The organism is Leifsonia sp. A12D58, assembly GCF_047530025.1.
In the GTDB taxonomy this organism is placed as follows: domain Bacteria; phylum Actinomycetota; class Actinomycetes; order Actinomycetales; family Microbacteriaceae; genus Cryobacterium.
Genome location: NZ_JBLJAT010000001.1, coordinates 941,903 through 963,935 on the forward strand (window position 1 = coordinate 941,903; position 22,033 = coordinate 963,935).

A 22,033-nucleotide genomic window follows, 5' to 3' on the forward strand; every position below is an offset into this window, starting at 1 on the left:
CGCACCCATTTCAGGTGACACAAGAGATGCGGCATCACCGAACGCGCACATTCGAGCCCTTACAACGCAGCGCGTACGTCTCGGGTACAGCCAGCTCGTGCCGTTAAAGCCTGTGGCTGTTAGCTCTTTGTGGCGGCATTCTGTGCTTGCAGCGTCTTCGACAGGTTAGTTGCGGCTATTTCTCGTCGCCGCTGGCGATGCCGGCTGGCTCCGATTGAACCACCGATAATGCCAACCGTGATGGTCAAAACTGCGCCGAGCCACGGTCCGAAAATCAGATTTGCGTTGGATAGAATCACTCGGTTTTCTCGTTCGTGCTCCGAGAGCAAACCCAACCATGCGTTTGGGCTGGCCAACAGCAAAATTCCGATCAAAACAACCCCAAGAATGTATTCCGCCCAGATGCCCGGTCTTGGCTCTTTCCGGTCGAAGAGCACGGCAAGGAGGCCCACGACAAGTGGAGAAACGATCGTCGCAAGAATCACGACCATCGGTTCTAAGAGAGCGGAGTCCATAGCTGAACACTACCTTTGGGATGATGCGCGTCCGCTCGCACGAACGGCTAGCTCTCGGCTCGGACGAGAGTTTCGGGGACACACGCATACCTTGGCGCAGCGGGCTCTGAGCATACGCAGCAGATGTGTCGGATTTTTCCGTGAAGCGACGATCGCCGCTCCTCGCTTTGCGGTGCACGGCCGGCCGGCCGCCAGTTGTGTCTCGAAACCCTAGGGATATGAGGCGTCTCACGAGCCACCTCTGGTAGGCGCCACGAGTGATCCGTAACCTATGGTTTGTGACACACATCGGTTATGAGACATCCCGCCCTGGTGAGCTTCTCTCCCGTCAGTAGCCGACAGGTCCAGCGCCAGGATCTAATTCGCCAGCTTCAGACAGTCTTGGTCGCGCTCAGTCTGCGCGCTCCTGCAACGGCAGGTATGGCCACAGCGGCAAGTAGCGCGGCGAAGCTTGCAGCAGTGAGCGCCGTCAGGAACCATCCAGGCGATTCCGTGAGTGACGCCCCAGACGCATCGAAATACCGGCACTCTAATCCAACTGGCCAGACCATGAATTCCCCGGCCGCGCCCCGCTCGAGGTCCGCGCCGGCGGGCAGATGCTGAGACATAGCGCATTGATAGTCCGGGCTGCGGGTTTCGTAGGCGGCACCCAAGATGGGAAGTCCACACACCAGCGCGAGCGCAAGAAGGACGCCCATCGTTCCGATCACAAGGCTGCGACTCATCGTCCGATGAAACCACATCGATGCAGCAGTCTGGGGACGTTCGGGTGGTAGCGGGTTTGCAATCCTGGCTGCTTCGGATTACGTCAGTTCAGAGTCTTGGATCCCATGGGATATGAGACGGGTCGATTGCGAGACACATCCGTCGGGTGCCCCTCAGGCTAGGGAGTGAGCACGATCCGGCCGAACACGACACCTAGGTCCATCTGACGGTGCGCTTCGGGAGCTTGATCGAGTGGCATAACTGCGTGGATGGCGGGGTGCAATTCGCCGCGCGTGGCAGCCTCAAACATGTCGATGCGAGCGGCGTCTCTCTGCTCTGTGGGTATCGATGCGAGGCTGAATGTGGCAAATGAACGCGACTGTTGAAATGCTTGCGTGAGGCGCGTGCCGAAGTCGGCGGGCGGAAATCCAGCTACGGCTCCGACGAGGATCATCCGACCATTCGGGGCGAGCCGGTCCATAAACGCCGGCACGTCTGCTCCACCTACGACGTCGATGATGACGTCGAACGACTCTGAGATTATCGAATCACCCTTGCCTGCGCGATCGAGAACTTCGGTAGCCCCGAGCTTTCTCAACTTACGACCGCGGTCGACCGACGAGGTGGTGACGGCAACGACCTTCGCACCGCCACGACGAGCGAGTTCCACTGTCGCGATGCCGATGCTGCCCGCTGCACCGCGCACCAGCACCGATTCGCCCGCCGAGAAGTGCGCGTGGGCAAGAGCGAAATGCGCCACGGTCGCTGCGCTACCGAGCGTCACTGCCTCGATCGATGTCAATGCGGCCGGGAGTGGTACCAGTTCGCTTGCGAGGGCGACCGCGAGTTCGGCGTAACCGCCGTCCGTCCCGGTGAATGCCCACACGCGACGTCCGATCCACGACGGGTCGACGTTCTCGCCGACAGCGACCACCGTGCCGCTGACCTCGCTGCCGGGGACCATTCCGATCGGAAATGAGGCCCCCAGGGTTCCGCGGCGTATGACTGCATCGACGCCGCCGACGCCGATCGCCTCTACTCGGATCAGTGCATGGTTTGCCTCCGGGGTCGGCACGGGAACCTCGATTATGGCCATTCCACTGGGATCTCCGAACTCCTGGATCACTACTGCGCGCATCATCTTCTCCATGTGGTTCTTCCTATGAGGTACGGTCAGAAGATTAGTGGACGCACCCGTCCGCTGATGGGAAATGGTAATCATGAAGGCACAGACGTCTCAGTTGCTACGCGTCGACGCGCAGGACAATCGCGACCGGATATTGGCGGCTGCACGGGTGCTGTTTGCCGAGCAGGGCCTCGATGTAGGCATGCGCGAGATCGCACGCCGCGCCCAGGTCGGACCAGCAACTCTGTACCGCCGCTTCCCAACGAAGCAGCATCTCATTGACGAAGCTTTCGCTGTCGAGCTGCGATCCTGCCGTCAGATTGTCGCCGATGGCTGCGCCAACGCTGACCCGTGGCAGGGATTCGTGTCCGTCGTGCACCTCCTGACGGCTCTCAACGTCCGCAATCGGGGATTCGTTGATGCATTCATATCGACCGACCCGTCAGCAGACGCTTTCTCGTCCCATCGCCGCGAGCTACTGCACATGCTTGCTGAACTAGCTCGACGCGCTCAGACCGCCGGCTCCCTGCGAGATGACTTCGTCATTCAGGACTTGGTACTTGTTCTTCTGGCGGGACGAGGACTCACCTCGGTTTCTCCCGCTGGTCGCGACATCGCCGCGAGCCGCTTCGCCGCGCTTGCCATTGACGCATTCCATGCGCCGGATTTGGGTGCGTGTGACACGACCCATTTGCCGGTCGGCTAGCGCACCCAGTATGTCCCAAGCGGTTGCGCCGGTTCCGTTGTCGCTGCGTGCCCGCTGAGCCCGCCCGATCAATGCCCGCGAAGGTGCACGAGTTGCACGTGGATTCGCGTCTCGTATCCCTACGGATGCGAGACAGGTCAAGATTCGAGACTAGTCTGTGGCTTTAGACGCCGGTTGGCGGGGTTTTGTTGCCGAGTGGTGGCGGGGCGGCCCGGTGTCGTGGTTGCTATATCGTGACGACTATTTTCCCGTGGGTGTGTCGTGCGGCTTGCGCGATGACGGCATCTTGAATGCGGGCGAGCGGGAATTCTTCGGCGATTGGGACGTGTAGTTGTCCGGCGAGGACGGCGTCGGTGATGGTGTCCATGGCGTGTGGGTCGGCGTCTTGTGCGCCGGTTGCTGAGACCCCGGTAGGCAGGGCTGTTCCGGCGGCAATTGCGGAGATCCGGCTGCTTGGGACTCCGAGCCTGAGGGCGGCGTGGACGGTTTCAGTTCCGAAGAGGTCGGTCGCGGCGGTGACGTGCGCGCCGGCCATTGCCGCGATCCTGTTGGCGAGGTCCGGGCCGTAGCCGATCGGTTCGGCCCCAAGTTCCCGAAGGAATCGTGCGGTTGTTGATGCTGCTGTGCCGATGACGGTGGCGCCGCCGAGCTTTGCGAGTTGTACGGCGAACACTCCGACGCCGCCTGCAGCGCCACCGATCAGAATTGTGTCTGAGGAGCTGACGCCGATGGCGGAGAGCGCCGCCGATGCCGTCAGTCCGGCAACGGTCAGGGTGCTCGCGACATCGTCGGGGATACCGTCCGGAGTGCGGTACACGGTGTCGGATCGGTCGACAATGAGGTGGTCCGCGGCGGCTCTGCTGGAGACGCTCCCAAAGACCCGGTCGCCTACGGCGTAGCCGAGGGAGGTATCCGTGACCTCATCGATCACGCCGGCGAAGTCGTGTGCGAACCCCGAGGGGACAGCGACACCGAACGCGGCCGCGAGAGCGGGCGTGGAGGAAATCATCCAGTCCATAGGGTTCAGCCCGATCGCTGTGACACGCACACGCGCCTCGCCCGGCCCCGGGTGCGGTTCGGCGATGTGTCGCAGGAGAAGCCGATCGGGTCCACCAAATCGCTCATAAATCACGACGCGGCTCACGAGCGCACATCCCGGGAATTGTTTCCCGGTGAAGCGATGAACCGGGGCACGGCGTTGTCCACGAGTTGTGGCACGGTCTCCGGCGATACTACGCCGCAGTTCACCAACGCGGCGATCCCTTGAAGCGCCGCCAAGAACACAGTCGCCGTCATCTCGGCCTCACCCACAGGCACGACCCCGTCGTGTTCTCCGTCGTGAAAGAGCTGCAAGAGCGGCTTGAACGTCCTGGCTGCGCTCGCGCCGATGACCCCATCACCATTTGCTCTCTCGTGCCGGAACATGACATCGACAAGGTTCGCCTTCTCGACGGCGAAGGCGACGTAAGCCCCCGCCACAAGGCGCGCTTGGCCTTGCAGCTCGGGTGTCGAAGCGATCGCCCGGGTAATTTCCTCGCCGAGCTGTTCGAAGCCTTCAACAGCCAGGGCCTGAAGAAGGTGTTGGCGGTCGGCAAAATGCCGAGCCGGCGCTGTATGGGACACACCGAGATCCCGCGCCAGCTCGCGAATCGACAACGTTTCCGCGCCACGATGACCAAGAACAGTCATGGCTCGATCTAGAAGAGCCTCCCGGAGATTGCTCCGCCGATAAGAGATATTTTCCGCCATGAGGACAGCCTACCCATCTGGTTGCCGTTGACAACACTGTTGGCACTGCCTACGGTCGGAGTATGACTCGACTTACTTCTGCCTCCCTCATTCCAGACCAGACCGGACGTACGGCGGTGATCACGGGTGGCAATAGCGGCATCGGCTACGCGGCGGCGGCAGCTCTCTCCGCAAAGGGTGCCCGGGTGATCCTCGCGAGCCGCGACCTCGACAAAGGCCGGGCCGCTGCGGAGAATATCGGGTCCGGTGCAGAAGCTCGTCGCCTTGACCTGTCCTCGCTGTCATCGGTGCGCGCGTTCGCCGATGGCATCGACGGATCGATCGACTACCTGATCAACAACGCCGGGGCCATGAGCAGCACCCGGCAGATCACCAGGGACGGTTTCGAAAGCCAGTTCGGCGTGAACCACCTCGGCCACTTCGCCCTCACGAACCTGCTGATCGATCGCGTCACCGCCCGGGTCGTGACCGTCAGCTCCGCCGCGTACAGCTCCGCGTCAATTGATTTTGACGACTTACAGTGGGAACGCCGCCCCTACAGTCCATTCGGCGCCTACGGACAATCGAAGCTAGCGAACCTGCTGTTCACAGCCGAACTGCAACGACGCCTCACGAGTGCCGTCTCACTCGTGCGCTCCAACGCCGCCCATCCCGGCTGGGCATCGACAGGATTCACCATCACCAGCGGGAACCGAGTCCTTGACCGCTTGAGCGCCCTCGCCACTCCACTGATGGCACACGGGCCAGAAGGAGGCGCACTCCCCACCCTCCTCGCCACCACCAGCGATATCCCCGGCGACTCCTTCGCCGGCCCCAGCCGATTCGGAGTCCGCGGACCCGCCACCCTGGTCGACCGCTCAGCGACAGCAAGCACCCCCCAGCTCGCACAACGACTCTGGACTGTTTCCGAAGAACTCACCCGCACCACCTTCCCGCTCGCTTCGAAGACCGCCGCCTAAACCATCGCGACCGGTCAAGAGCCCGCTGGGAATCACGGGCGCGAAGCTGTAGCGAATTCGTTCGTATCCGCTACAAGCGGGCGAGCTTGTTCGAGACGGCGAGGGCGTCCCGGATCTGTGCGGGCCAGTTCAGGGCACTTTGTAGTGTGACTGTTAGTGCTTTGTGGCGGCCTTCTGTGATCGCTAATTGGCGCATCGACCTGGTTATCCGCGTTGGCTCGGCGTGGGTGGTCAGCGTCTCGTATCCCATGTGTTTCGACACACTGAGGTTATGAGACAACTGCGAATGAACGTCCTATGGCATCGTCTTGGCCCGCCGCGATGTGCTCCACCTCATGAACTTTGCCTGGCGGCGGCTTTGGCGTCTTCGAACCCTTGAAGCCCCCAACGGATATGAGGTACTCAGGTTACGAGACACTAGAGCTTGCATTAGCGTCGCACGCTTTGAGTTCGGGATGAGTAACGGCTTGCGTTCAATTGCTCGATTGAGCTCACCAGGGGGAGAGATGGTCAAATCAATACAAAGGCGGGCGCGAGCTGGGGAGCTGATCACTTCGATTGCTGTGGTCGTCCTGGCCTGCTGCTCGAGACCGAGTTGCCCGCAGGTCGAGCCACATTCAGCTGCTGATGTGCGAGGGATGGTGGCGCTACGGGGTGCCTATGCGACGACCGCAGCGTCCATGAACTCGTCCCTGTGAATAATCGCGTAGAGGTCGTTGTTGCGCATGTCATTGCAGCCGCTGTTGTCGCGGCGGTCCTGACCGCGACACTGGCGGCAGGACAAGCTGCGTCAGTGTTGGGCAACGCCATCCTTGGGAACAATGACGCCGTTGTAGCTCAGGCTGCACGGACGTACGTAGCATTTACGGTCGTGCTGGGAGCGGTCTTGGCTGTCTTGGCCTCCGCACGGTTCTCCGAAAGCCGACGGCGGATGTGCGCCGCATGGGGTCCAAAGACCGCGATCGCAGCCCTCTTGGTAGTCCTCGTGCTCTTCGGATTCCTCGCGTTCAGTTTTATCCAGATCGAACCCCCGGACCCATGGACTGGACGGCAACTTCTTGCCCGGGACGCCCGAAATTGGTTACCGGCGATAACGTGCCTCACCTTCATCGGTGCGTTGTCCTGGAGCCTATTCTCGCCCACGACATATCTGAGGCCACACCGGCTACTTAGATCGGCCGCGGTGGTTGCCGCCGCCCTTCCGGGCGCCATCGCGGCATTGTGGTTCGTTTGGCGAGCATGACGGGTCGCCGCGAGGCGCTTCTTCCATCTCACCAAGAGCCCCAGCCGACGTGGTCCTCTCATATCCCATGGGATACGAGGCACTTGGGTTACGCGACAGTTGCCGACGCGAGCCCAGCAACGACCAAGATGACGATCCAGGCGACGCCGATCGACGGCACGCGCCGGGTTGTGCGGGCGAGTCTCGGATCAATTTCGGTCACATCCACGAGCCTATCGAGGACGCTCCACGCAGCACAGCGAACCGCACACCTGCAGCAGGGCAGCGTGCGTTTGCGTGGGCCATCTTTATTGACGTTCGGGGCCCACCGGGGCGAGACTGTCTTCTGGTCCCTACTCCACGCGTCCTGCCCGATTTCGGGGTGAGCCCAGAGAGATCATCGTCTCCCTTCCCACCGCGGTCGCTGTCGTAGGAGCGTTCCTACCCGCCGAAGAGATCGGCGAAGTACAGCGCACCGTTGATGTTGCCCACGCCGACAAAGATCATAGCCAACGCCAACAACACAGATATGCCCCCCGCCCACATCGCGCCCAACACGCGCGCTCCCGCTCGCGCCGATGAGAACCAGGAGAGGCCAGCCAGCACCAACGAGACAGCAGGAAGCAGGAGTGTGAAAAGCATGTCCCGTTTATGTTCGGTTGCCAAGGCAAGGTAGAACTCAGGCGGGTAGTCGTCGGGATCAAAAATGAACCCTGAGACAGCAAGGAGGAGCAACGAGACGAATGCGACGGCAATCACGATCCCGGCGAGAACGAGTGCGCCGGTCGACTGCCAGGGGCGCGACGGCGGATGATGAGGCGGCGTGAGCGAGTCCATACTGGCAGTCTCCCAGCCACAGAACGTAAATGCGTCATCATAGGGAGGGACAGCTGGCCATGCTGACACCTACGACATTGCAAGCAGGCATCAGCGGAAGCTGCTCACGTGAGGTGTCGATCACTTTTGGACTCGAAGGTGTCGTGTTTTCGACGTCCCACACCGCATCCGGCCCGGCCTGGAGACTGGCTCAATGTCTTGCAACCCATGGGTTTTGAAGCACTTCGGTTTCGAGACACCTCACCCATCAATCGGATCGCAACGGGCGACCGGCACAGCTCCTAAGGCCCGAGGTTTCCGACCAACGGAACGGTCTCGGTCAGCTACCGGCGCTTAGGCGGGGACGAATAGGCAATCGGCCGTTGGCCGTGGGTTGAAACGCGCGAAGAAATCTCGCTCGTTGGGCACCCAAACCTCGTCCCAGAGTCGATCGTGAGACCGCCCAAGTTGGTGGTCGCGGGCCTTGCCTCTTGCTGTTGCGACGGGGAGGTCGAGGTCGACCCAGATTGTGAGATCGAAGGCTCCGTCCAGATCTGGATGGAAAAGGCCGATCGCGTCAACGATAAGGACTTGGGCCGTCGGTATGGCCTCAGGAGCACTCAACTGCCGTGTTCCCCAATCAAAGCGACGGAAGGCACCAGGCTGCCCTTGTCGAAAAGGATTGAGCACTTCTTCGCGTAGGCGGATCCTTCCCACGCCGTCCCAGTCGGAGGAGCGCTGGTGGGATCTGTCAGGATCGAGGAAATCGTCTCCACGAATACGGGCGCTTCCTTCGATGGAGGCGGTCAATTGACGGGTGAGTGTGGACTTTCCCGATCCTCCGAACCCAGAAACACCGACAGTGATCGAGGAATCTTGACTGCGTAGATCTTCAATGGTGTCGATGATCGTTCGCGTTGTACTCACGCGCCCATCCTAGGAGGAGCCTCCTCGGTCCCCGCGAATCGGACCCGAGGAGAGTTCAAGAAGTCCTAATCGAACATCTCGTCTCCCTAGCGAATCGAGACGTCTCACCCTTCCGTTCGTCGCGGGTCGCGTCGCCGGGACTGGTCCCAACGTCTCGTATCTCATGGGTTTCGACACACGGCGGTTACGAGACAGGAGTGAAGTGCCCGCTATCGTGATGTTCCCCGCAAGAGGAACCGCATACGACGACGATGGATCATGAACTGGCGCGGTGACCGGCGGTGCCGAGATCGCCGTCGGGGATCGTGCGCCTCGTCATTAGTGGTGCGGCGTAGGGAGTGGTGGGGCGTGACCTGCGATCCATCAGCAACAAGTCTTCTCGGTATCGGCGTATCCATCGTGAGTCGGCGGCGGCCGAGCACTGGAAGCGCAGCGAACGTCAGCCTGCATGAATGACGAGCATGGCCATCCGGCGAGGTTCCTCGGGAGCGAGCGGCGCGTTCGGATGCGTCATGGCGACTTCTCTGCGGCGTTCGGGGAGATGAGTGCCTCCACCCGACGCTCGTCGCGGGAATAGGCGATCTCCTACGTCTCGTATCCTGTCACGCGACCGCGGAAGTTGAAGCGTTGCTAGCCATGGGTTCGACTGACCGTTAGGGGATCGTTGAAACACGCGAGCAAAGGCGTTGGCTACAATGTGCAGCATGAGTGGCGCGCATGATCTTGGACCCGTGCCTTCCCGCATCACTGTCGACAGCGAACTAGTGCAGCGGCTCATCGCCACCCAATTTCCCCGGTGGTCTGCCCTCCCTGTCACGCCGGTCGCCCTCGGCGGATGGGACAACTGGACATTCCATCTCGGCCCGGAAATGTCGATCCGCCTACCTAGCGCGGCTGAGTACGCCCTCGCGGTGGAGAAGGAGCAGCATTGGCTCCCCCAGATCGCCGGCCAACTCCCGTTGCCCATTTCGACCCCTCTGGGGAAGGGCCGCCCGAGCGAGGATTATCCGTTTTCGTGGTCCGTCTACGCGTGGCTCGACGGAGAGACGGCCGCCGCCGATCGCGTTGCCGACCCGCTTCGATTTGCTGAGGACCTCGCCAACTTCCTCGGGGCATTGCAACAGATAGACCCCACCGGCGGACCGCGCCCTGGTACGCATAATTGGTTCCGCGGCGGCTCGCTGCGCACTTTTGACGCGACAACACGAAACGCGCTGAGTGTTCTTAAGGGCCGAATCGACGTCGGGCTCGCGGAGGACATTTGGGGCGCGGCTCTGAGCGCTCCTTGGGATCGTGCGCCAGCGTGGTTCCACGGCGACATTGCTCAAGGCAACCTGTTGCTCGTCGATGGCCGGCTGGCGGCCGTCATCGACTTTGGAACCTGCGGCGTGGGTGATCCATCCTGCGATCTTGCGGGAGCCTGGACACTACTGACCTCGGAGGGTCGAAATGTGTTCCGGAACCAGCTGGACATCGACGCGCCGGCGTGGGCGCGTGGGCGCGGCTGGGCGTTATGGAAGACGCTTTCTACCTATGCGGGGACCTTCGACCAGAAGGACGACGAGTCACGCGCTGCTCACCGCGCCCTTGAAGCAATCTTCAACGAATACGAAAGCTCGAAGTGAATTGGCCGTCCGGTTAACGACGCTCTCTTAGACGTCTCAATTGGGGATATTCCTGCGCACTTAATTGGCCGCTCTCAACCGGGCGGGGGATGTGCTGCCGCCAACTGGCCGTTAGATTTGGTCCGAATCGAGCATTCGGACCGAACCATGCTTCTTTTCCGGGCACTACGCCCCCCCTCACTCGCGGACAATTCGGTGAACCAACTCGGCCCGCTGGCGTTCGGTCCACCAAACAAGATTCCCGCGCCGAGCTGACTCTTTCCCTACCGCCGTGACCGCGCCAGACGCTTGTCCTCATGCCGCTCGCTTCTGCAGCTCGTTTTTTCCGCACCGGGCTTGATGCGGGAGATGTCTAATGCCGCGCTGTCGCATATCCGATGGGTTACGACACGCTTAGGTTACGAGACAGCTCACCCATGAAGAAGTAGCACGGCTTAGGCGGCCGTGAATCGTTCTGGATCTGGCACATCACTTAGCTGCGGCGATCCGCAGCTCGTGGGGCGGTGCGCCGAAGTCCGTACGCAGAAGCTCACGGGCGCGCGCATACCGGGAGCGTGTGGTGGAGGCGGAGGCGTTCATCACGACCGCGGCCTGGGTGAGACTGAACCCTTCCCAGTGCACGAGTCTGACGAGCTCTTGGAGCCTCGGCGGGAGCCTGTTGATGGCCGCCCGAACGTCCTCGGCTATGTCGACGGACTCAGACTCTGTCGGATGGGCGAGGACAGCTCGGGTGAGTTCCAATCGCAGCCGTTCGACAGCGGCGGTTCGGCGCCGATTGGTTCGCCACGCCGAGGACAAGACTCGGGACGCGATACCGAACAGCCACATCCGGGCTTCCGTTTCCACGGCGGGGATTCGGTCTGCTCGCTTCCACGCCACGATCATGACTTCGCTGAGCAAATCGGCTGCGTCCGCGCGCGTGTCGAGACGCCGCTCGAAATAGGCGAGCAAATCCGACGAGTGGAGGCGCAGTGAACGAGTGAGCGTGGTCTCGGTCGATGCGCGGTCGTGGCTCATCGCTCCGCCCCGCCGCACTCGCCGGCGCTCTCAATCGTGAGACCCGCACTGGGGAGTTGCACGTTCTCCATCTGCTGGATCATGGCGTCTTGAATCGCCAGCGCGCGCGCCAGGGACTCGGGATTGGGCGCTCCCTGAGTGAGCTCGAGATATGCCCTGACGTCCACCGATTCGATGTCGAGACCCATTAGGTACTCGCGCGCCGCGATCAACGATGCAGTTTCCGATTTCGGGTTCGACGTGTCGACGACGCGGAATCCTTCCTTGCACCAGTCCTGACCGTTCGAATACGAGGTCTCATTGTCCGTATGCCCGAACCAGGCGAGCAGTGATGGCGCGGCTGCCGCGAGGGAGAGCCCGCCGCCGAGCAGTGCGACCGCTACAAGGCATGCGGTTACCAGTCTCGGACTCCGGCGCTTTCGGGGAGCCCGCTCTGTGACAAGCTCATCCATGGCGTGGGTCAGGTCCGGGCTGCGCACTGTGACCTGAGGCGGTGAGGCGGCCAGCCACCTGTCGAGATCATTGATCATGTAGTCCTCCTGGGGACGAACGTGGGCACTTACCTCTACATGTCCGCTCGACCTCGAAGCGTCCATTGTCGCAAGCAATTGCACAGCAGACGATATCGTCCGTTCAGCGGGCGTTGGATCGGCTCTTGCGCCATTCGCCGAACATGGCGCACCCTGCTTTGATCGACAACGGCCCATGCCGCCCAGTTGAGTGTTCCCTTGCGAGAAGCCTCAGAACCTTCGCAGCAGCCCAATGCGGTCCGTGCGTGTGTGAGCTGTCTCGTATCCAATGGGTTTCGCGACAGTTGGGTTATGAGATACTCCAGCATCGATCGGCTCGCTATTGGACGGTCGGCACCCAGTTCGCGGAGTCGCACAAGCGGACCCTCCCCGCGAATTCTGCGCTGTTCTCGAATCCGCTGGGGACGGCTCGGACTGCCTGTCCAGCGATGGACTCGCGAAGAGCGATAGACTGCTGATATCAAAACCTTCACCCGGCCGGGTGGAGGTTTTTCTGTATGACCACTTCACCGAAATCATTTTGCGTTCTCGCTGCTGGCGAAGAGCACCGCCCTCTGCTCGAACAGCTCTGGACGATGTTCCGACACGATATGTCCACGTTCACGGGAGCGCTTCCTGACAACAACGGGCGTTTCCGTCAAGAACGCCTGGACGCAGGATTAACCGAGCCGGGCTGGGCCGTGTACCTGTTTTGGCTAGGTTCGTCACCCGTTGGGCTGGCAGTGGTGCGCGGGCTCGATACCGACGAACGGATCATGAGCAGCTTCTTCATCGTGCATGGCGCGCGCCGCTCCGGAGTTGGCAGAGCCGCGGTGAGACACATTACAAGCCTGCAACCCGGAACATGGTCAGTCGCGTTCCAGGACAGCAACACGGTGGCGTCTCGGTTTTGGTCGACCGTGGCTGCTGAGGCAGACGGTCACTGGACGCTGGAGCATCGCGAGGTACCTGGCCGCCCGGCCCTTCCGGCCGATGCCTGGGTTCATTTTCGAGTCCGATAGCCGATTCCTAGCCGGACAGGTTGAAGGTCGCTGAACCGACTGCCTCTACACCCACGGATGTGGTTTTCGGCGTTCTGTCACAGTTATTTGTCGCATTAGCCTTGATCCGTGCTGCGTCAGAGCGGGAGTAGATGTCTCGTATCCGATGGGTTTCGACACACTGAGGTTATGAGACACCTCAGGTATTGGCATCGGCCCCGACGTCGGAGCTGACGGCGACCCGTATCAGCGGGCAGAAAGTCGTCCAATGAACGGACGAATCCTTGCAAGTGGTTTGAAATAAGAGATTCCAAACCCGCTCCGACTCGACACTGCCTCCTACAGGAAGCAGCCCGAAGGGGTCAGGTGGCAACTGTCGTCGCTATAGAGTTCTCGGCGGGACACCCGCACCAGGCTCTCTTGATCGAATGAAAGGAGCTCCTGCTTGTCCTTCGTTCGTGGGTCCATCCGTACTCTCTCGGATGGGCGAGACGGTCTCATGACCCGAGGATACGAGGCGCCTCATCCCGAAAGGTGCAGCACTTCATGTCAGCGATCTATTGGGCCGACAGGCGATCGTTGCTGGGCCGCGCCGTCGTTGTTTACGGAGCAGGGGGGGGGTAGATCGACTGCGTCGGGGCGGATGGCCGATGACGCCGAGGGTGATTCCATGCCCACGGTCTCGAGCTACTCCGGAAGGACGGGCTGGGCGTCGGTCATGACGGTCCCGTCCGTTAGAGTGAGGCTGTATTTGAGGTCGGGTGCGGGGCCGCCGTTGCCTTCGGTGGCCTCCCCAAAAGCGTGTCCGGGCCACCAAGCGATGAACCGACCGTCGTCGACGGTGGCGTGGACCAGGTCGCCATCAGCCGTTGTGATGCTCACGGCGGTAACGTCGCTACCGACATCTCCGATATTGAAAGCCGCCGCGGGCGATGCTCCCAGTCCGAACAGCCCCCTTTCAGAGAACTCAGTGATAGACCCTTCGGTGAACTCTCCGCCGATTGGGGTTGCGCCTTCGCCCCCGGTTGAGCCAGCCATAACGTGCTCGGGTTGGGTCGCACCGACCGGCAAATACAGGAGGCAAGTGGCTGTCTTGAAATCATCCGTAACTGCGGCGATCCCGATCCAATCGCCTCGTCGTTCAGCGAGGACAACTTCGGCCCCGGGCGTGCCTGCGGCTTCTATGCAGGCGGCGCCCGCAATGGTTCGTTCGTTCGTGGTGACGGAGGTCGGGACTACCGTCCACGACGCATAGGCAGGGGCCGGTGTGAGTGCGCCGGTGAGCACAAGCCCAGTTACAGCTGCGGCGGCAAGCCCCGCCACAGCCAACGGCCAACGCCGACGTGAGGTCGAGGACTGCGTCGGCGCTTGCTCGAGGATCGGCGTCAAAAGAATTTGTTCCTTGCGGGCGTCGGTTCGACGTTTGGTTGCGTCATCGCCCTCCACCTTGGGCGCGATATCAAGGGCCTTCAGGGTGCGTGTCAGATCGTGATCGTTCATGCGGGCATCTCCGTCGTCGAATGTGCGGGTTGTAAAGAGGGCGTTGGGGCGGTGCCGTCCATGCTGCGGCGTAGTGCGTTGCGGGCGCGATGGAGACGAATGCGATACGCCGACGCGCTGATTCCAAGTGCTTTGCCCGCGGCCACCGCGGGCAGCTCCTCCCACAGCGCTAGGGACAACACCTCCTGCTGGCTATTCGAGAGCAAGTGCCAGGCGGTGATGAGGTCCAGCTGAAGGGTTACAGCATCTGGATTTAGATTGCTTGTTGAGCGTGTCGAGTTGGCGATCCGTACGCCGAGCTGCGCGTACCGCTCTCTCGAGCGGTGGTCATTGAGCAGACAGTTCCGAGCCACACCGAATAGCCAAGCGCGCGCGGCATCCTTTGTGAGTGGGACATCATCGAAGCGCCGCCAAGCGATCAAAAACGCCTCGTGAGTGAGATCCTCGGCTACGTCGAAGTCCGCTCGACGCCGGATGAAGCGAAGCACATCAGCATGGGCACTGTCATATAGAACGGAGAATCGTTGCTGTCGAGTCGGGACGGTTCCAGGTGGGCTCATACCTAGTACATGTCCCGAGTTAGGGCGATGTTACAAACTCGGGTCTGGAAAATCACGAGCTTGGCCTGCCGAGACGTTCCATCCCGTGCTCGGGCTCAAGTGCAAAAAGAAACTGAGAATGCATAGCCTCATTGAACTCGGCTCAGAATAGCCACACAACAGCGTGGGTCCAATCCGATTGTCACATCAGTCTCGTAACCCTAGGGATATAAGACATCTCATGCTCCTGACCTGCAGTTTTGCAATATTGCCGGAATTTCGTGGCTCGGCGAGTCTCATAACTACGTCGCATAACCTCTGAGCTAAATTAAAGTAGTCATCGTTAGTTATGAGACACCGCGGGAGCGGTGCGAAGAAGCTGATCGGCCACGCGAGGGTACGACACAACAACTAGCTCGCGTGTGAACTCACAGCCTTTGCGCGAGCAGCCTGGGAAGCCGCACCCTTTCACAGATCTCTGTCCGCGTGGCTTCCTTCACACGTCCGCTCGCCCGCCGGGCGTTTCGATGCGACTCCGGAGCACGCGCAGGTAGTGGTTCTTCGGCCATTGTCGAAGCGACCGGGGGAGTTTCGGGTAGATCAGGCGGGTGAGGCCCATCACGCGGTCAAAACGCTTCTGCCGCCTTGCTGACCACTGCAGCTCAAACGGCTCCCTGAGCTCTGCCGGGAGCAGTCCTGTAGTGATCAGCCGGCCCAGGGGCATCATGGCGCGCAACCACAGTGGTCCGCTCCGGGGATGAAGCAGCGCATGTGCGGCTGCGACGGCGGCTGGCGAAGGCACGAGAGTGACGAGTCGTGAATCCCAGTAGCGTGCGAAGTCGGCACGAGTCCGCGGCCAGTATCCGCTCGGAACCTGCAGCGATGTCGCGAGCTTCTCGTAGCCGTCGTAGAGTTCGTCGGCCACAGCCGGCTCGAGATTGCCGAAGACGAGGCCGTACATGGTTGCGGCGGAGTCGTACAAGGTGCCAGCAACCCAGAGCTGCAGCTCTGGGTTGAATGCGTTGTACGACGGGCGATGAGCCTGCTCGCCTTCGGCGGCCCCATGTACCGGAACGTGGGCGCGATTAACACGCCTGACCACCTCGGCAATTTCGTCCGGTGTGCCGAATGCGACGGTGTACACATACGTGAGGGTTGCGTGAAGTCTGTCGAGCGGCCTGGTCACGAAGTCGCTGTGTTCGGCCACCCCGCGGCCCACTGCCGGGTCGGCGAGCTGAAGCAGGATTGCGCGCCCGCCAGCAGCGATCAGTACCGATTCGCCGGCGAGGTCAAGCATGTGCCACGTCTCCCTGGGTAGGAGGTCGAGCATAGCGGCACCAGTGCTGACGCTTCCGTCAGTTGACTCAAAGTGTTCATTTACCATTTCCAAAAAATGTCCACTCATTCGGAATAACTCGCAGGTTCATGCGCTTGCATACATCTATGGGCAGGGAAACTGTCCGATGACTTCCATCAGTTCACACAAGGAGCACGCATGAGCGACACACTGGCTACCACCATCCCCGGCTACAGGGCAGGCACCTGGACCATCGACCCCACGCACAGCGAGGTCGGCTTCAGCATCCGTCACATCATGATCAGCAAGGTCAAGGGCAAGTTCGAGACGTTCAACGCCACATTCGTCACTGCTGAGAACCCGCTTGAGTCGTCCGTCACCGCTTCGGCAGCGGTCGCTTCAATCAACACCAACGAGGCGAACCGCGACGGCCACCTTCGCACCGGCGACTTCTTCGACGCAGAGACCTACCCGACGATCGACTTCGTCTCGACCGGCGTGCGTGAGGTCAAGGGCGACTTCCTCGTCGACGGCAACCTGACCATCAAGGGTGTCACCAAGCCCGTCACGTTCGATTTCGAGTTCGGTGGCTTCGGCCAGGACCCGTACGGCAACTACAAGGCCGGCGCGACGGCTAAGGCCGACGTCAACCGTGAAGACTTCGGTCTGACCTACAACGCGGCACTGGAGACCGGTGGCGTGCTCCTCGGCGAAAAGGTGACCATCACCATCGAGCTGCAGGCTGTTCTGAACCAGGCGTAATCAACGCTCAAGCATTCCAGCTGCACAAGCGGGGCCTCACGAGTCGTGGGGCCCCGCTTTGTGCGTTCGGGCCCGACCGGCCAGGCGCGTGACCAGCGGACCGAGAGCGAACAGCAGGAAGGCGTACGACCCCACGAAGCCCGAGAGTGCGACGACAACGATGCCGGTAATAACCGCAATGATCCCGCCAATCCTGTTCGCGGAGACGAATACCGGGCCGGTGTGCGGTTGCAACAGCTGTCTGGCCGGCTTCGTCGCGTAGAACCACTGACAGGTTCCGAACAGGATCACGAAGAGGAATGTCACCGGCAGTACCATCTGGCCGATGAGGTAATCGGAGTATTCACTGTTCAGACTCGTCGCAAAAGGCACAAATACGACGCCGAGCAACCGGATAATGTTCAGCCAGATCATGATGCTGTCAACAGCGACGATGTATTCGAATTGGCGAACGTGCAGGCTCCAGAGGAGTCCGAGCAACAAGAAGCTGATGACAAAGCTCAGGATCGCCGGGCCTTGCTTCAGCAGGGCATGCCATAGTTCGGCGTTTGAATTGACATTGCCGATGGCATCGACGCTGAGGTTCAAGACCAGCAGGGTGGCTGCGATTGCGAAGACGCCGTCTGTGAAGGCTTCGAGGCGCCTGGTCGACAGAGTGCGGGGAGCGGATGTCGATGCCACGGGGTTCGTCATGGCGGGAGCCTACTCCCGCCCTACTCTCCTGTGATCTCCTCGCGAACACGGCGCAGATCTTCCATCAGCGATCCGATCAGGATCCAGTGCTGGGGATGCGGAGTGTGGATACGTAGTGGCGCTGTCAATGCCGGCTGGGATTCAGCCTCGGGAACGGGGACGTTTTCCGGATCCTCAGTGTGTCTGCCGAGCAGGCGGAGGTCGTGGGCGGCGCGTTTGAGCTCGAGCGAGAGCGCACGAACAGTCGGCTCCAGGTGCAATGAATCGTCGTAGTGGTCTCTCACCGCGCGGGTCATGCCGATGGCCCGCGTGACGAGCGTCGAGAGCTTCTCGTTGAGGTCGATCTCGGCCTGGAGCTCTTCCCTGAGCTTGCCCTGCCTGGGATTCAGCGTGAGGCTTTCGTCTGCCTGGCCTATAGCCTTGTCTGCTGCCGTTTGCATCGGACGCAGCAATCTGGCCTCAATCATCATCTCCTGAAGTTCGGCCGACGTTCGTGGCTTGATCAGGGCGGCCGCCACGTTGTCGAGCGTGTTCGCGACCTCGCTGACCAGGCGGGCAACGGCATCCTTTGCCGGCGCGAGTGCCACAGGCGGCACGATGATCACATTGACCAGCAGCGCGATCACCGCGCCGATGATCGTCTCGATGATCCGTTCTAGTGCGTAGTTGGGGGTCGATGCGCCGATGGAGAGCACCAGCATGGCGCTGATCGGAATCTGGTTCGACGAGCCAGGGGACAGCCTGAACAGCCAGGACAACATGACGCACAAAACGATCGCGAGCAGCACGATCCAGGTTGAGCTCCCGAAGAAGAATCCGACGCCGTATGCGATCAGAACACCGAGGATAACGCCAATGCTGCGTTCGATCGCCTTGCTGAGCGACTGGTTAATGCTGGGTTGGACGACAAGAAGTGCAGCGATGGCCGCGAAGACAGGAAGCTCGCCTGGCAGGAGCAGTTGGGCGACAAGCCACGCGAGGATCATGGCGACCGACGTCTTGACGGCTTGCAGGAGCGGTACGCGATCCTCAGTCCGAATTGTTGCGGTCACTTTCACGACTTCAGGTTATCGCTCCCCGTGAGGACATCCACAGTGCGGCCGAAGAAGCGGCCGTATGCCGCAACCGATCGTGCGAATCCCGCGGTAGCGCTCCCACTGAGCGGGGTAAACGGCTGCGCGGTCACAGCGAGAGTCGACTTTTTGCCAGGTGGTTTTCGCCACGTTCCTACGATCCGACCGCCCACGACGATGAGTGGCAGAAACATTCCGTTCTTGCCTGGTACGACTTTCTGATAGTCATCGGCAGAGATGATGAGCGAGCGGTCCTGATAGCCGAGCAGATACTCGTCAAATGGGCCGAGGGTCATCACTGGGCTGCGCTGGCGATGGCGGGGCAGGGCGTCATTGGCCCCGGGGGCTTCGCCCGATGCCACGCAGAAATAGCGCTCACCATCGACCGACAGCTCGCTCAGCGCAGCTGCGGCAACGGAAAAACCACGTTTGGCATCGGTGAGCGTGAGCTTCGTCCACCAAGCGAAGTCGGTGATGGTTGCAGGGCCATGCCCGGCGAGGTAGCGGAGCACGAACTCTCCGAGTGCCTCGTCGCGCTCAAGAAGCCGGGGAGCAGGCACCCATTCACTGAGTAGAACCAGCATCTGCTGACCGTTCACCTCGCGCCCCCAGCACAGTACGCCCGTCTGGGCGAGGTGCCAGACGAGGTGATAGCCGCGCTGTCCTGTCGTCGCGATGCCGTGGGATTCAAGTGCCGCCATGAACTGTGCGCGGGTGAGTTCGCCGCCGCCGCCCAAGACCTCCAGAGCCACCGCACGCGCCTGGGCAACGGTGTCGGCGTCGAGTTCCAGTTGCTTGCGCCGGGTGGTGGTGCCGGCGATCAGGCGAGCGGTGGTGAGCTCAAGCATCCAGTTCAACTCGCGGGCGGGCACAAAATGGAGGGTGCCGCGCATGGGCCAGGACCTGACGAGAGTGCCGGCATCCAGCGCCGCGGTTACGTCGGACTCAGCGCTGCCAGGAGCCCGGACGCCGAGCGCCCATTTTCCGCCGATGAAATCCTGCGCCTGCACGGCGAGCATCCGTTCGGCTACGTCGACAACGCTCGACGTAGCCTGAGAATCGGCTGCGAGTAGCTGCGCAGACAAGCGCAGCCCCACGATGTCTCTTCGTGAGGCTGCGATCACCATGAATTCGGTGGTTGTCCGGGATTAGGCCAGGTCGTCGTCGGTGCGGGCGCCGAACACGATTTCATCCCAGCTGGGCATCGAGGTTCGGCCACGCTTCGTCGGTGTTGCGTTGGTTCGCGCCTGTGCCTGAGCGGCCTGGGTGGCCCACACGTTCTGAGTGGGAGCTGGGGCCGGCGCGGGCGCTGGCGCTGGCTCAGGAGCCTCTGGTTCTGCCGATGCGTCATCATGTGCATCAAGTCTCACCAGCGCTTCGAAAGCGGAAGACGGCGACTCGACGAGTCGGATTCCCTGCGGGGAAGCCGGTAGTTCGTCCGGTGTTGCACTGGTCTCGTCTTCGCCGAATGAAGCGGCTTCGCGTTCTCCGCGTCGACGGCGAAGTGCCTCAAGCAGATCTGCTGTCTCGCTGAGCGACTGGGTCGGCTCGTCTGCGCGCTTGATCGCGGCCCGTGACACGGCGTCGGTGGTTCCTGCCGGACGGCTGTATGGCAGCGGTTCAAGCAGGGGAGCTGTGTCGTTCAGGATTTCGTCAGCGAGTGACTCCCTGAACGTGAATGCGCCACTGTCGAAACGGGAAATATCAGCTGCACTCGTTTCAGCGCCGACAGCACGCAGCCGGGGGATGAGCGCACCCTTCAGGTCGCCCTGCTGGGAGAGCGCAATTGCTTCGCTACCGATAGGGGTGAGCGAGTTCTTTTTGGGCTCAAAGCCCCAGCGGGCATCGTGGTCGATGTCATCAGCTGTGAATGACAGCTTGACGATCCACCCTCCTGCCGGCTCTTTCCAGCTCGCCCAGCGTTCGTTCGTGGCGCCGAGCGCAGCGAGTCGTTCGCGGATGACGCTGCCGAAGTTGGCATTGTCATCGAGCGGGTCTGGATCTATGGCGGTGTGCACCGGCACGCTGAGCGCCGATGTGACGACGTATTCGCGCTCGGCGACAACCGGCCCCTCGAACCGTCGTACGTAGTCGAGCGAGGCTCCTGTGACCGCTGCGACATCCTCGGCGGACATTCCTGAACGGATGTGTGCCTGGATTTCACGCGGCGACAGCTTGGGGCCTGACGACGATTCCGTTTGGGTTTGGCGAAGCCGGGACTGGAGAACTTCGTCAATGGCGATACGGAAACGATCGCCATCTTCTGACGCTGCAAGCAGCGCCCCGTTCTCGACTCCGATAACTTTCAATTCCTGCATGGCGAAAGCCCTCTCGCGATCACTGTTGGGTAAAGACTGTCACGCATAGGGCCGTTTCTGCGGGAATACAGCGGGCGTGCCGGAAGTTGAGAAAATAGCTGGCCAGATAAACAGGACAGTGGTTTGCTATTCCTCTCGGATTGATGCAAACTATGGCCGCCGATTTCGTTTGATCGGCGTAACTGAATGGATGGGCATGGCAACCGATTACGACGCACCGCGGAAGACCGAAGACGACTCTGAGTCGATTGAGGCTCTCAAGGAGCGTGTGCCTGACAAGATGTCCGGAGTAGTGGATGTCGACGACGCTGACAATCCAGGTGGGTTCGACCTTCCTGGTGCTGACCTGTCAGATCTCGACCTCGATGTCGTCGTCCTGCCCCCGCAGGCCGACGAATTTACCTGCGTACAGTGCTTCCTGGTGAAGCACCGCTCGCAGATGTCACACGAGACCAAACTCGGTCCGGTATGTCTGGAGTGCGACGCCTAAGCGTCCACGCTCCTACACTGTTGGCCGTCGCGATCCATTGATCGCGGCGGCCAATTTTTTTGGCTGCCTTGTCGAAATCAGCCAGTACGGCGCAGGGTCGTTCGGGTCGAGGATCGGAAGACGCACCACTGGCTGCACCCATCCACGGATGAGGAGCCAGGCCCTGGCATCAAGCTGTGTTCCGCGCTGGGCAGTGGCCTCAGCGCCCTCGTACACCTCGGGCTCTCCGAGCATTTCGGTCCGGATCCGGGCATTTCCCGCGGTCAGCACGCCGTCAGCGACGGTGATAACCGGTGAGGTGAGCGTCAGGATGACCACGCAGCCGCCGTAGAGAATCACGGCAGTGATGATCCCGGCGAGTGCCGAGATCGGCGCAAAGACCAGCATGCTGGCGGGGATGACGAGCGCGGTGAAGATGAATATCCAGGGGGTGGGCCAGAGTTTTTCACGATATGCAGGCATGGCTCTATTCGATCAGACTTCT

General features: G+C 61.3%; 22 protein-coding genes. 6 read left to right on the forward strand and 16 right to left on the reverse strand.

The features are described 5' to 3' along the window. Positions 1–119 precede the first annotated feature (119 nt). A complete protein-coding gene (locus ACMT3I_RS04605) occupies positions 120–515 on the reverse strand; it encodes a hypothetical protein (RefSeq protein ID WP_414803253.1) in 396 nt (131 codons plus the stop codon). A gap of 883 nt (positions 516–1,398) precedes the next feature. Further along, a complete protein-coding gene (locus ACMT3I_RS04610; RefSeq protein WP_414803254.1) occupies positions 1,399–2,370 on the reverse strand; it encodes a zinc-dependent alcohol dehydrogenase family protein in 972 nt (323 codons plus the stop codon). A 70-nt stretch (positions 2,371–2,440) separates the two neighbouring features. On the opposite strand from ACMT3I_RS04610, the gene ACMT3I_RS04615 reads away from it, so the two are divergent. Next, positions 2,441–3,052, forward strand: coding sequence for a TetR/AcrR family transcriptional regulator (locus ACMT3I_RS04615; protein WP_414803255.1), 612 nt, complete (start codon positions 2,441–2,443; stop codon positions 3,050–3,052). A gap of 226 nt (positions 3,053–3,278) precedes the next feature. Here ACMT3I_RS04615 and ACMT3I_RS04620 read toward each other — a convergent pair whose 3' ends face one another. Then, the gene (locus tag ACMT3I_RS04620) at positions 3,279–4,196 is read right to left on the reverse strand and encodes an NADP-dependent oxidoreductase (RefSeq protein WP_414803256.1); all 918 of its coding nucleotides are present in this window, start codon (positions 4,194–4,196) and stop codon (positions 3,279–3,281) included. Further along, positions 4,193–4,801: a TetR/AcrR family transcriptional regulator gene (locus tag ACMT3I_RS04625; protein ID WP_414803257.1), complete on the reverse strand. Its 609-nt coding sequence runs from the start codon at positions 4,799–4,801 to the stop codon at positions 4,193–4,195. The genes ACMT3I_RS04620 and ACMT3I_RS04625 overlap by 4 nt, the downstream gene beginning before the upstream one ends. Positions 4,802–4,863: 62 nt before the next feature. Between ACMT3I_RS04625 and ACMT3I_RS04630 the strand changes: the two genes are divergently transcribed. Continuing rightward, entirely contained in the window at positions 4,864–5,760 is an 897-nt protein-coding gene (locus ACMT3I_RS04630; RefSeq protein WP_414803258.1) for an oxidoreductase, read from the forward strand. Between the two features lie 1,663 nt (positions 5,761–7,423). Here ACMT3I_RS04630 and ACMT3I_RS04635 read toward each other — a convergent pair. Both ACMT3I_RS04635 and ACMT3I_RS04640 read right to left on the reverse strand, forming a co-directional pair. Beyond that, positions 7,424–7,819 carry a hypothetical protein gene (locus ACMT3I_RS04635; RefSeq protein WP_414803259.1) on the reverse strand — a complete coding sequence of 132 codons (396 nt, stop codon included), beginning with the start codon at positions 7,817–7,819 and terminating at the stop codon, positions 7,424–7,426. Between the two features lie 333 nt (positions 7,820–8,152). After that, positions 8,153–8,725 (reverse strand): uridine kinase family protein, encoded by a 573-nt coding sequence (locus tag ACMT3I_RS04640; RefSeq protein ID WP_414803260.1) that lies wholly within the window; start codon positions 8,723–8,725, stop codon positions 8,153–8,155. 704 nt (positions 8,726–9,429) lie between these two features. Here ACMT3I_RS04640 and ACMT3I_RS04645 point away from each other — a divergent pair. Then, positions 9,430–10,350, forward strand: coding sequence for an aminoglycoside phosphotransferase family protein (locus ACMT3I_RS04645; protein WP_414803261.1), 921 nt, complete (start codon positions 9,430–9,432; stop codon positions 10,348–10,350). A 468-nt stretch (positions 10,351–10,818) separates the two neighbouring features. Here the strand turns inward: ACMT3I_RS04645 and ACMT3I_RS04650 are convergent, their stop codons facing one another. Next, on the reverse strand, positions 10,819–11,367 hold the full coding sequence (locus ACMT3I_RS04650; protein WP_414803262.1) for an RNA polymerase sigma factor: 549 nt from the start codon (positions 11,365–11,367) through the stop codon (positions 10,819–10,821). Next, positions 11,364–11,897, reverse strand: a complete 534-nt coding sequence (locus tag ACMT3I_RS04655) for a hypothetical protein (protein WP_414803263.1) — start codon at positions 11,895–11,897, stop codon at positions 11,364–11,366. The genes ACMT3I_RS04650 and ACMT3I_RS04655 overlap by 4 nt, the downstream gene beginning before the upstream one ends. Before the next feature lie 497 nt (positions 11,898–12,394). Here ACMT3I_RS04655 and ACMT3I_RS04660 point away from each other — a divergent pair, with 497 nt between their 5' ends. Beyond that, entirely contained in the window at positions 12,395–12,898 is a 504-nt protein-coding gene (locus ACMT3I_RS04660; protein WP_414803264.1) for a GNAT family N-acetyltransferase, read from the forward strand. Between the two features lie 666 nt (positions 12,899–13,564). Here the strand turns inward: ACMT3I_RS04660 and ACMT3I_RS04665 are convergent. From ACMT3I_RS04665 to ACMT3I_RS04675, 3 genes are all read right to left on the reverse strand, one after another. Further along, the gene (locus ACMT3I_RS04665) at positions 13,565–14,377 is read right to left on the reverse strand and encodes a hypothetical protein (protein WP_414803265.1); all 813 of its coding nucleotides are present in this window, start codon (positions 14,375–14,377) and stop codon (positions 13,565–13,567) included. Beyond that, entirely contained in the window at positions 14,374–14,937 is a 564-nt protein-coding gene (locus tag ACMT3I_RS04670; RefSeq protein ID WP_414803266.1) for an RNA polymerase sigma factor, read from the reverse strand. Before ACMT3I_RS04670 ends, ACMT3I_RS04665 begins: the two co-directional genes overlap by 4 nt. A 475-nt stretch (positions 14,938–15,412) precedes the next feature. Further along, a complete protein-coding gene (locus ACMT3I_RS04675; protein WP_414803267.1) occupies positions 15,413–16,213 on the reverse strand; it encodes an oxygenase MpaB family protein in 801 nt (266 codons plus the stop codon). Between the two features lie 198 nt (positions 16,214–16,411). On the opposite strand from ACMT3I_RS04675, the gene ACMT3I_RS04680 reads away from it, so the two are divergent. Further along, the gene (locus ACMT3I_RS04680; RefSeq protein WP_414803268.1) at positions 16,412–16,975 is read left to right on the forward strand and encodes a YceI family protein; all 564 of its coding nucleotides are present in this window, start codon (positions 16,412–16,414) and stop codon (positions 16,973–16,975) included. Between the two features lie 36 nt (positions 16,976–17,011). Here the strand turns inward: ACMT3I_RS04680 and ACMT3I_RS04685 are convergent, their stop codons facing one another. Genes ACMT3I_RS04685 through sepH form a run of 4 tightly spaced genes read right to left on the reverse strand, consistent with a single transcriptional unit; the run spans position 17,012 to position 21,059 of the window. Next, the gene (locus ACMT3I_RS04685; RefSeq protein ID WP_414803269.1) at positions 17,012–17,668 is read right to left on the reverse strand and encodes a TMEM175 family protein; all 657 of its coding nucleotides are present in this window, start codon (positions 17,666–17,668) and stop codon (positions 17,012–17,014) included. A 20-nt stretch (positions 17,669–17,688) separates the two neighbouring features. Next, on the reverse strand, positions 17,689–18,726 hold the full coding sequence (locus ACMT3I_RS04690) for an FUSC family protein (RefSeq protein WP_414803270.1): 1,038 nt from the start codon (positions 18,724–18,726) through the stop codon (positions 17,689–17,691). After that, positions 18,723–19,868, reverse strand: a complete 1,146-nt coding sequence (locus ACMT3I_RS04695) for a winged helix DNA-binding domain-containing protein (protein ID WP_414803271.1) — start codon at positions 19,866–19,868, stop codon at positions 18,723–18,725. Before ACMT3I_RS04695 ends, ACMT3I_RS04690 begins: the two co-directional genes overlap by 4 nt. Positions 19,869–19,889: 21 nt before the next feature. Next, positions 19,890–21,059: a septation protein SepH gene (sepH, locus tag ACMT3I_RS04700; RefSeq protein WP_414803272.1), complete on the reverse strand. Its 1,170-nt coding sequence runs from the start codon at positions 21,057–21,059 to the stop codon at positions 19,890–19,892. A gap of 196 nt (positions 21,060–21,255) precedes the next feature. On the opposite strand from sepH, the gene ACMT3I_RS04705 reads away from it, so the two are divergent. Beyond that, positions 21,256–21,549: a DUF4193 domain-containing protein gene (locus ACMT3I_RS04705; protein ID WP_414803273.1), complete on the forward strand. Its 294-nt coding sequence runs from the start codon at positions 21,256–21,258 to the stop codon at positions 21,547–21,549. A gap of 12 nt (positions 21,550–21,561) precedes the next feature. Here the strand turns inward: ACMT3I_RS04705 and ACMT3I_RS04710 are convergent, their stop codons facing one another. After that, the gene (locus tag ACMT3I_RS04710; protein ID WP_414803274.1) at positions 21,562–22,011 is read right to left on the reverse strand and encodes a DUF3093 domain-containing protein; all 450 of its coding nucleotides are present in this window, start codon (positions 22,009–22,011) and stop codon (positions 21,562–21,564) included. Positions 22,012–22,033 lie beyond the last annotated feature (22 nt).

Excerpts from the sequence above, each read along its gene's own strand:
- ACMT3I_RS04710 (WP_414803274.1), bottom strand. The coding sequence starts at position 22,011 with ATGCCTGCATATCGTGAAAAACTCTGGCCCACCCCCTGGATATTCATC.
- ACMT3I_RS04645 (WP_414803261.1), top strand. The coding sequence starts at position 9,430 with ATGAGTGGCGCGCATGATCTTGGACCCGTGCCTTCCCGCATCACTGTC.
- ACMT3I_RS04695 (WP_414803271.1), bottom strand. The coding sequence starts at position 19,868 with ATGGTGATCGCAGCCTCACGAAGAGACATCGTGGGGCTGCGCTTGTCT.
- ACMT3I_RS04675 (WP_414803267.1), bottom strand. The coding sequence starts at position 16,213 with ATGCTTGACCTCGCCGGCGAATCGGTACTGATCGCTGCTGGCGGGCGC.
- ACMT3I_RS04605 (WP_414803253.1), bottom strand. The coding sequence starts at position 515 with ATGGACTCCGCTCTCTTAGAACCGATGGTCGTGATTCTTGCGACGATC.
- ACMT3I_RS04635 (WP_414803259.1), bottom strand. The coding sequence starts at position 7,819 with ATGGACTCGCTCACGCCGCCTCATCATCCGCCGTCGCGCCCCTGGCAG.
- ACMT3I_RS04650 (WP_414803262.1), bottom strand. The coding sequence starts at position 11,367 with ATGAGCCACGACCGCGCATCGACCGAGACCACGCTCACTCGTTCACTG.
- sepH (WP_414803272.1), bottom strand. The coding sequence starts at position 21,059 with ATGCAGGAATTGAAAGTTATCGGAGTCGAGAACGGGGCGCTGCTTGCA.
- ACMT3I_RS04660 (WP_414803264.1), top strand. The coding sequence starts at position 12,395 with ATGACCACTTCACCGAAATCATTTTGCGTTCTCGCTGCTGGCGAAGAG.
- ACMT3I_RS04670 (WP_414803266.1), bottom strand. The coding sequence starts at position 14,937 with ATGAGCCCACCTGGAACCGTCCCGACTCGACAGCAACGATTCTCCGTT.
- ACMT3I_RS04625 (WP_414803257.1), bottom strand. The coding sequence starts at position 4,801 with ATGGCGGAAAATATCTCTTATCGGCGGAGCAATCTCCGGGAGGCTCTT.
- ACMT3I_RS04655 (WP_414803263.1), bottom strand. The coding sequence starts at position 11,897 with ATGATCAATGATCTCGACAGGTGGCTGGCCGCCTCACCGCCTCAGGTC.
- ACMT3I_RS04630 (WP_414803258.1), top strand. The coding sequence starts at position 4,864 with ATGACTCGACTTACTTCTGCCTCCCTCATTCCAGACCAGACCGGACGT.
- ACMT3I_RS04680 (WP_414803268.1), top strand. The coding sequence starts at position 16,412 with ATGAGCGACACACTGGCTACCACCATCCCCGGCTACAGGGCAGGCACC.
- ACMT3I_RS04665 (WP_414803265.1), bottom strand. The coding sequence starts at position 14,377 with ATGAACGATCACGATCTGACACGCACCCTGAAGGCCCTTGATATCGCG.
- ACMT3I_RS04685 (WP_414803269.1), bottom strand. The coding sequence starts at position 17,668 with ATGACGAACCCCGTGGCATCGACATCCGCTCCCCGCACTCTGTCGACC.
- ACMT3I_RS04705 (WP_414803273.1), top strand. The coding sequence starts at position 21,256 with ATGGCAACCGATTACGACGCACCGCGGAAGACCGAAGACGACTCTGAG.
- ACMT3I_RS04610 (WP_414803254.1), bottom strand. The coding sequence starts at position 2,370 with ATGGAGAAGATGATGCGCGCAGTAGTGATCCAGGAGTTCGGAGATCCC.
- ACMT3I_RS04615 (WP_414803255.1), top strand. The coding sequence starts at position 2,441 with ATGAAGGCACAGACGTCTCAGTTGCTACGCGTCGACGCGCAGGACAAT.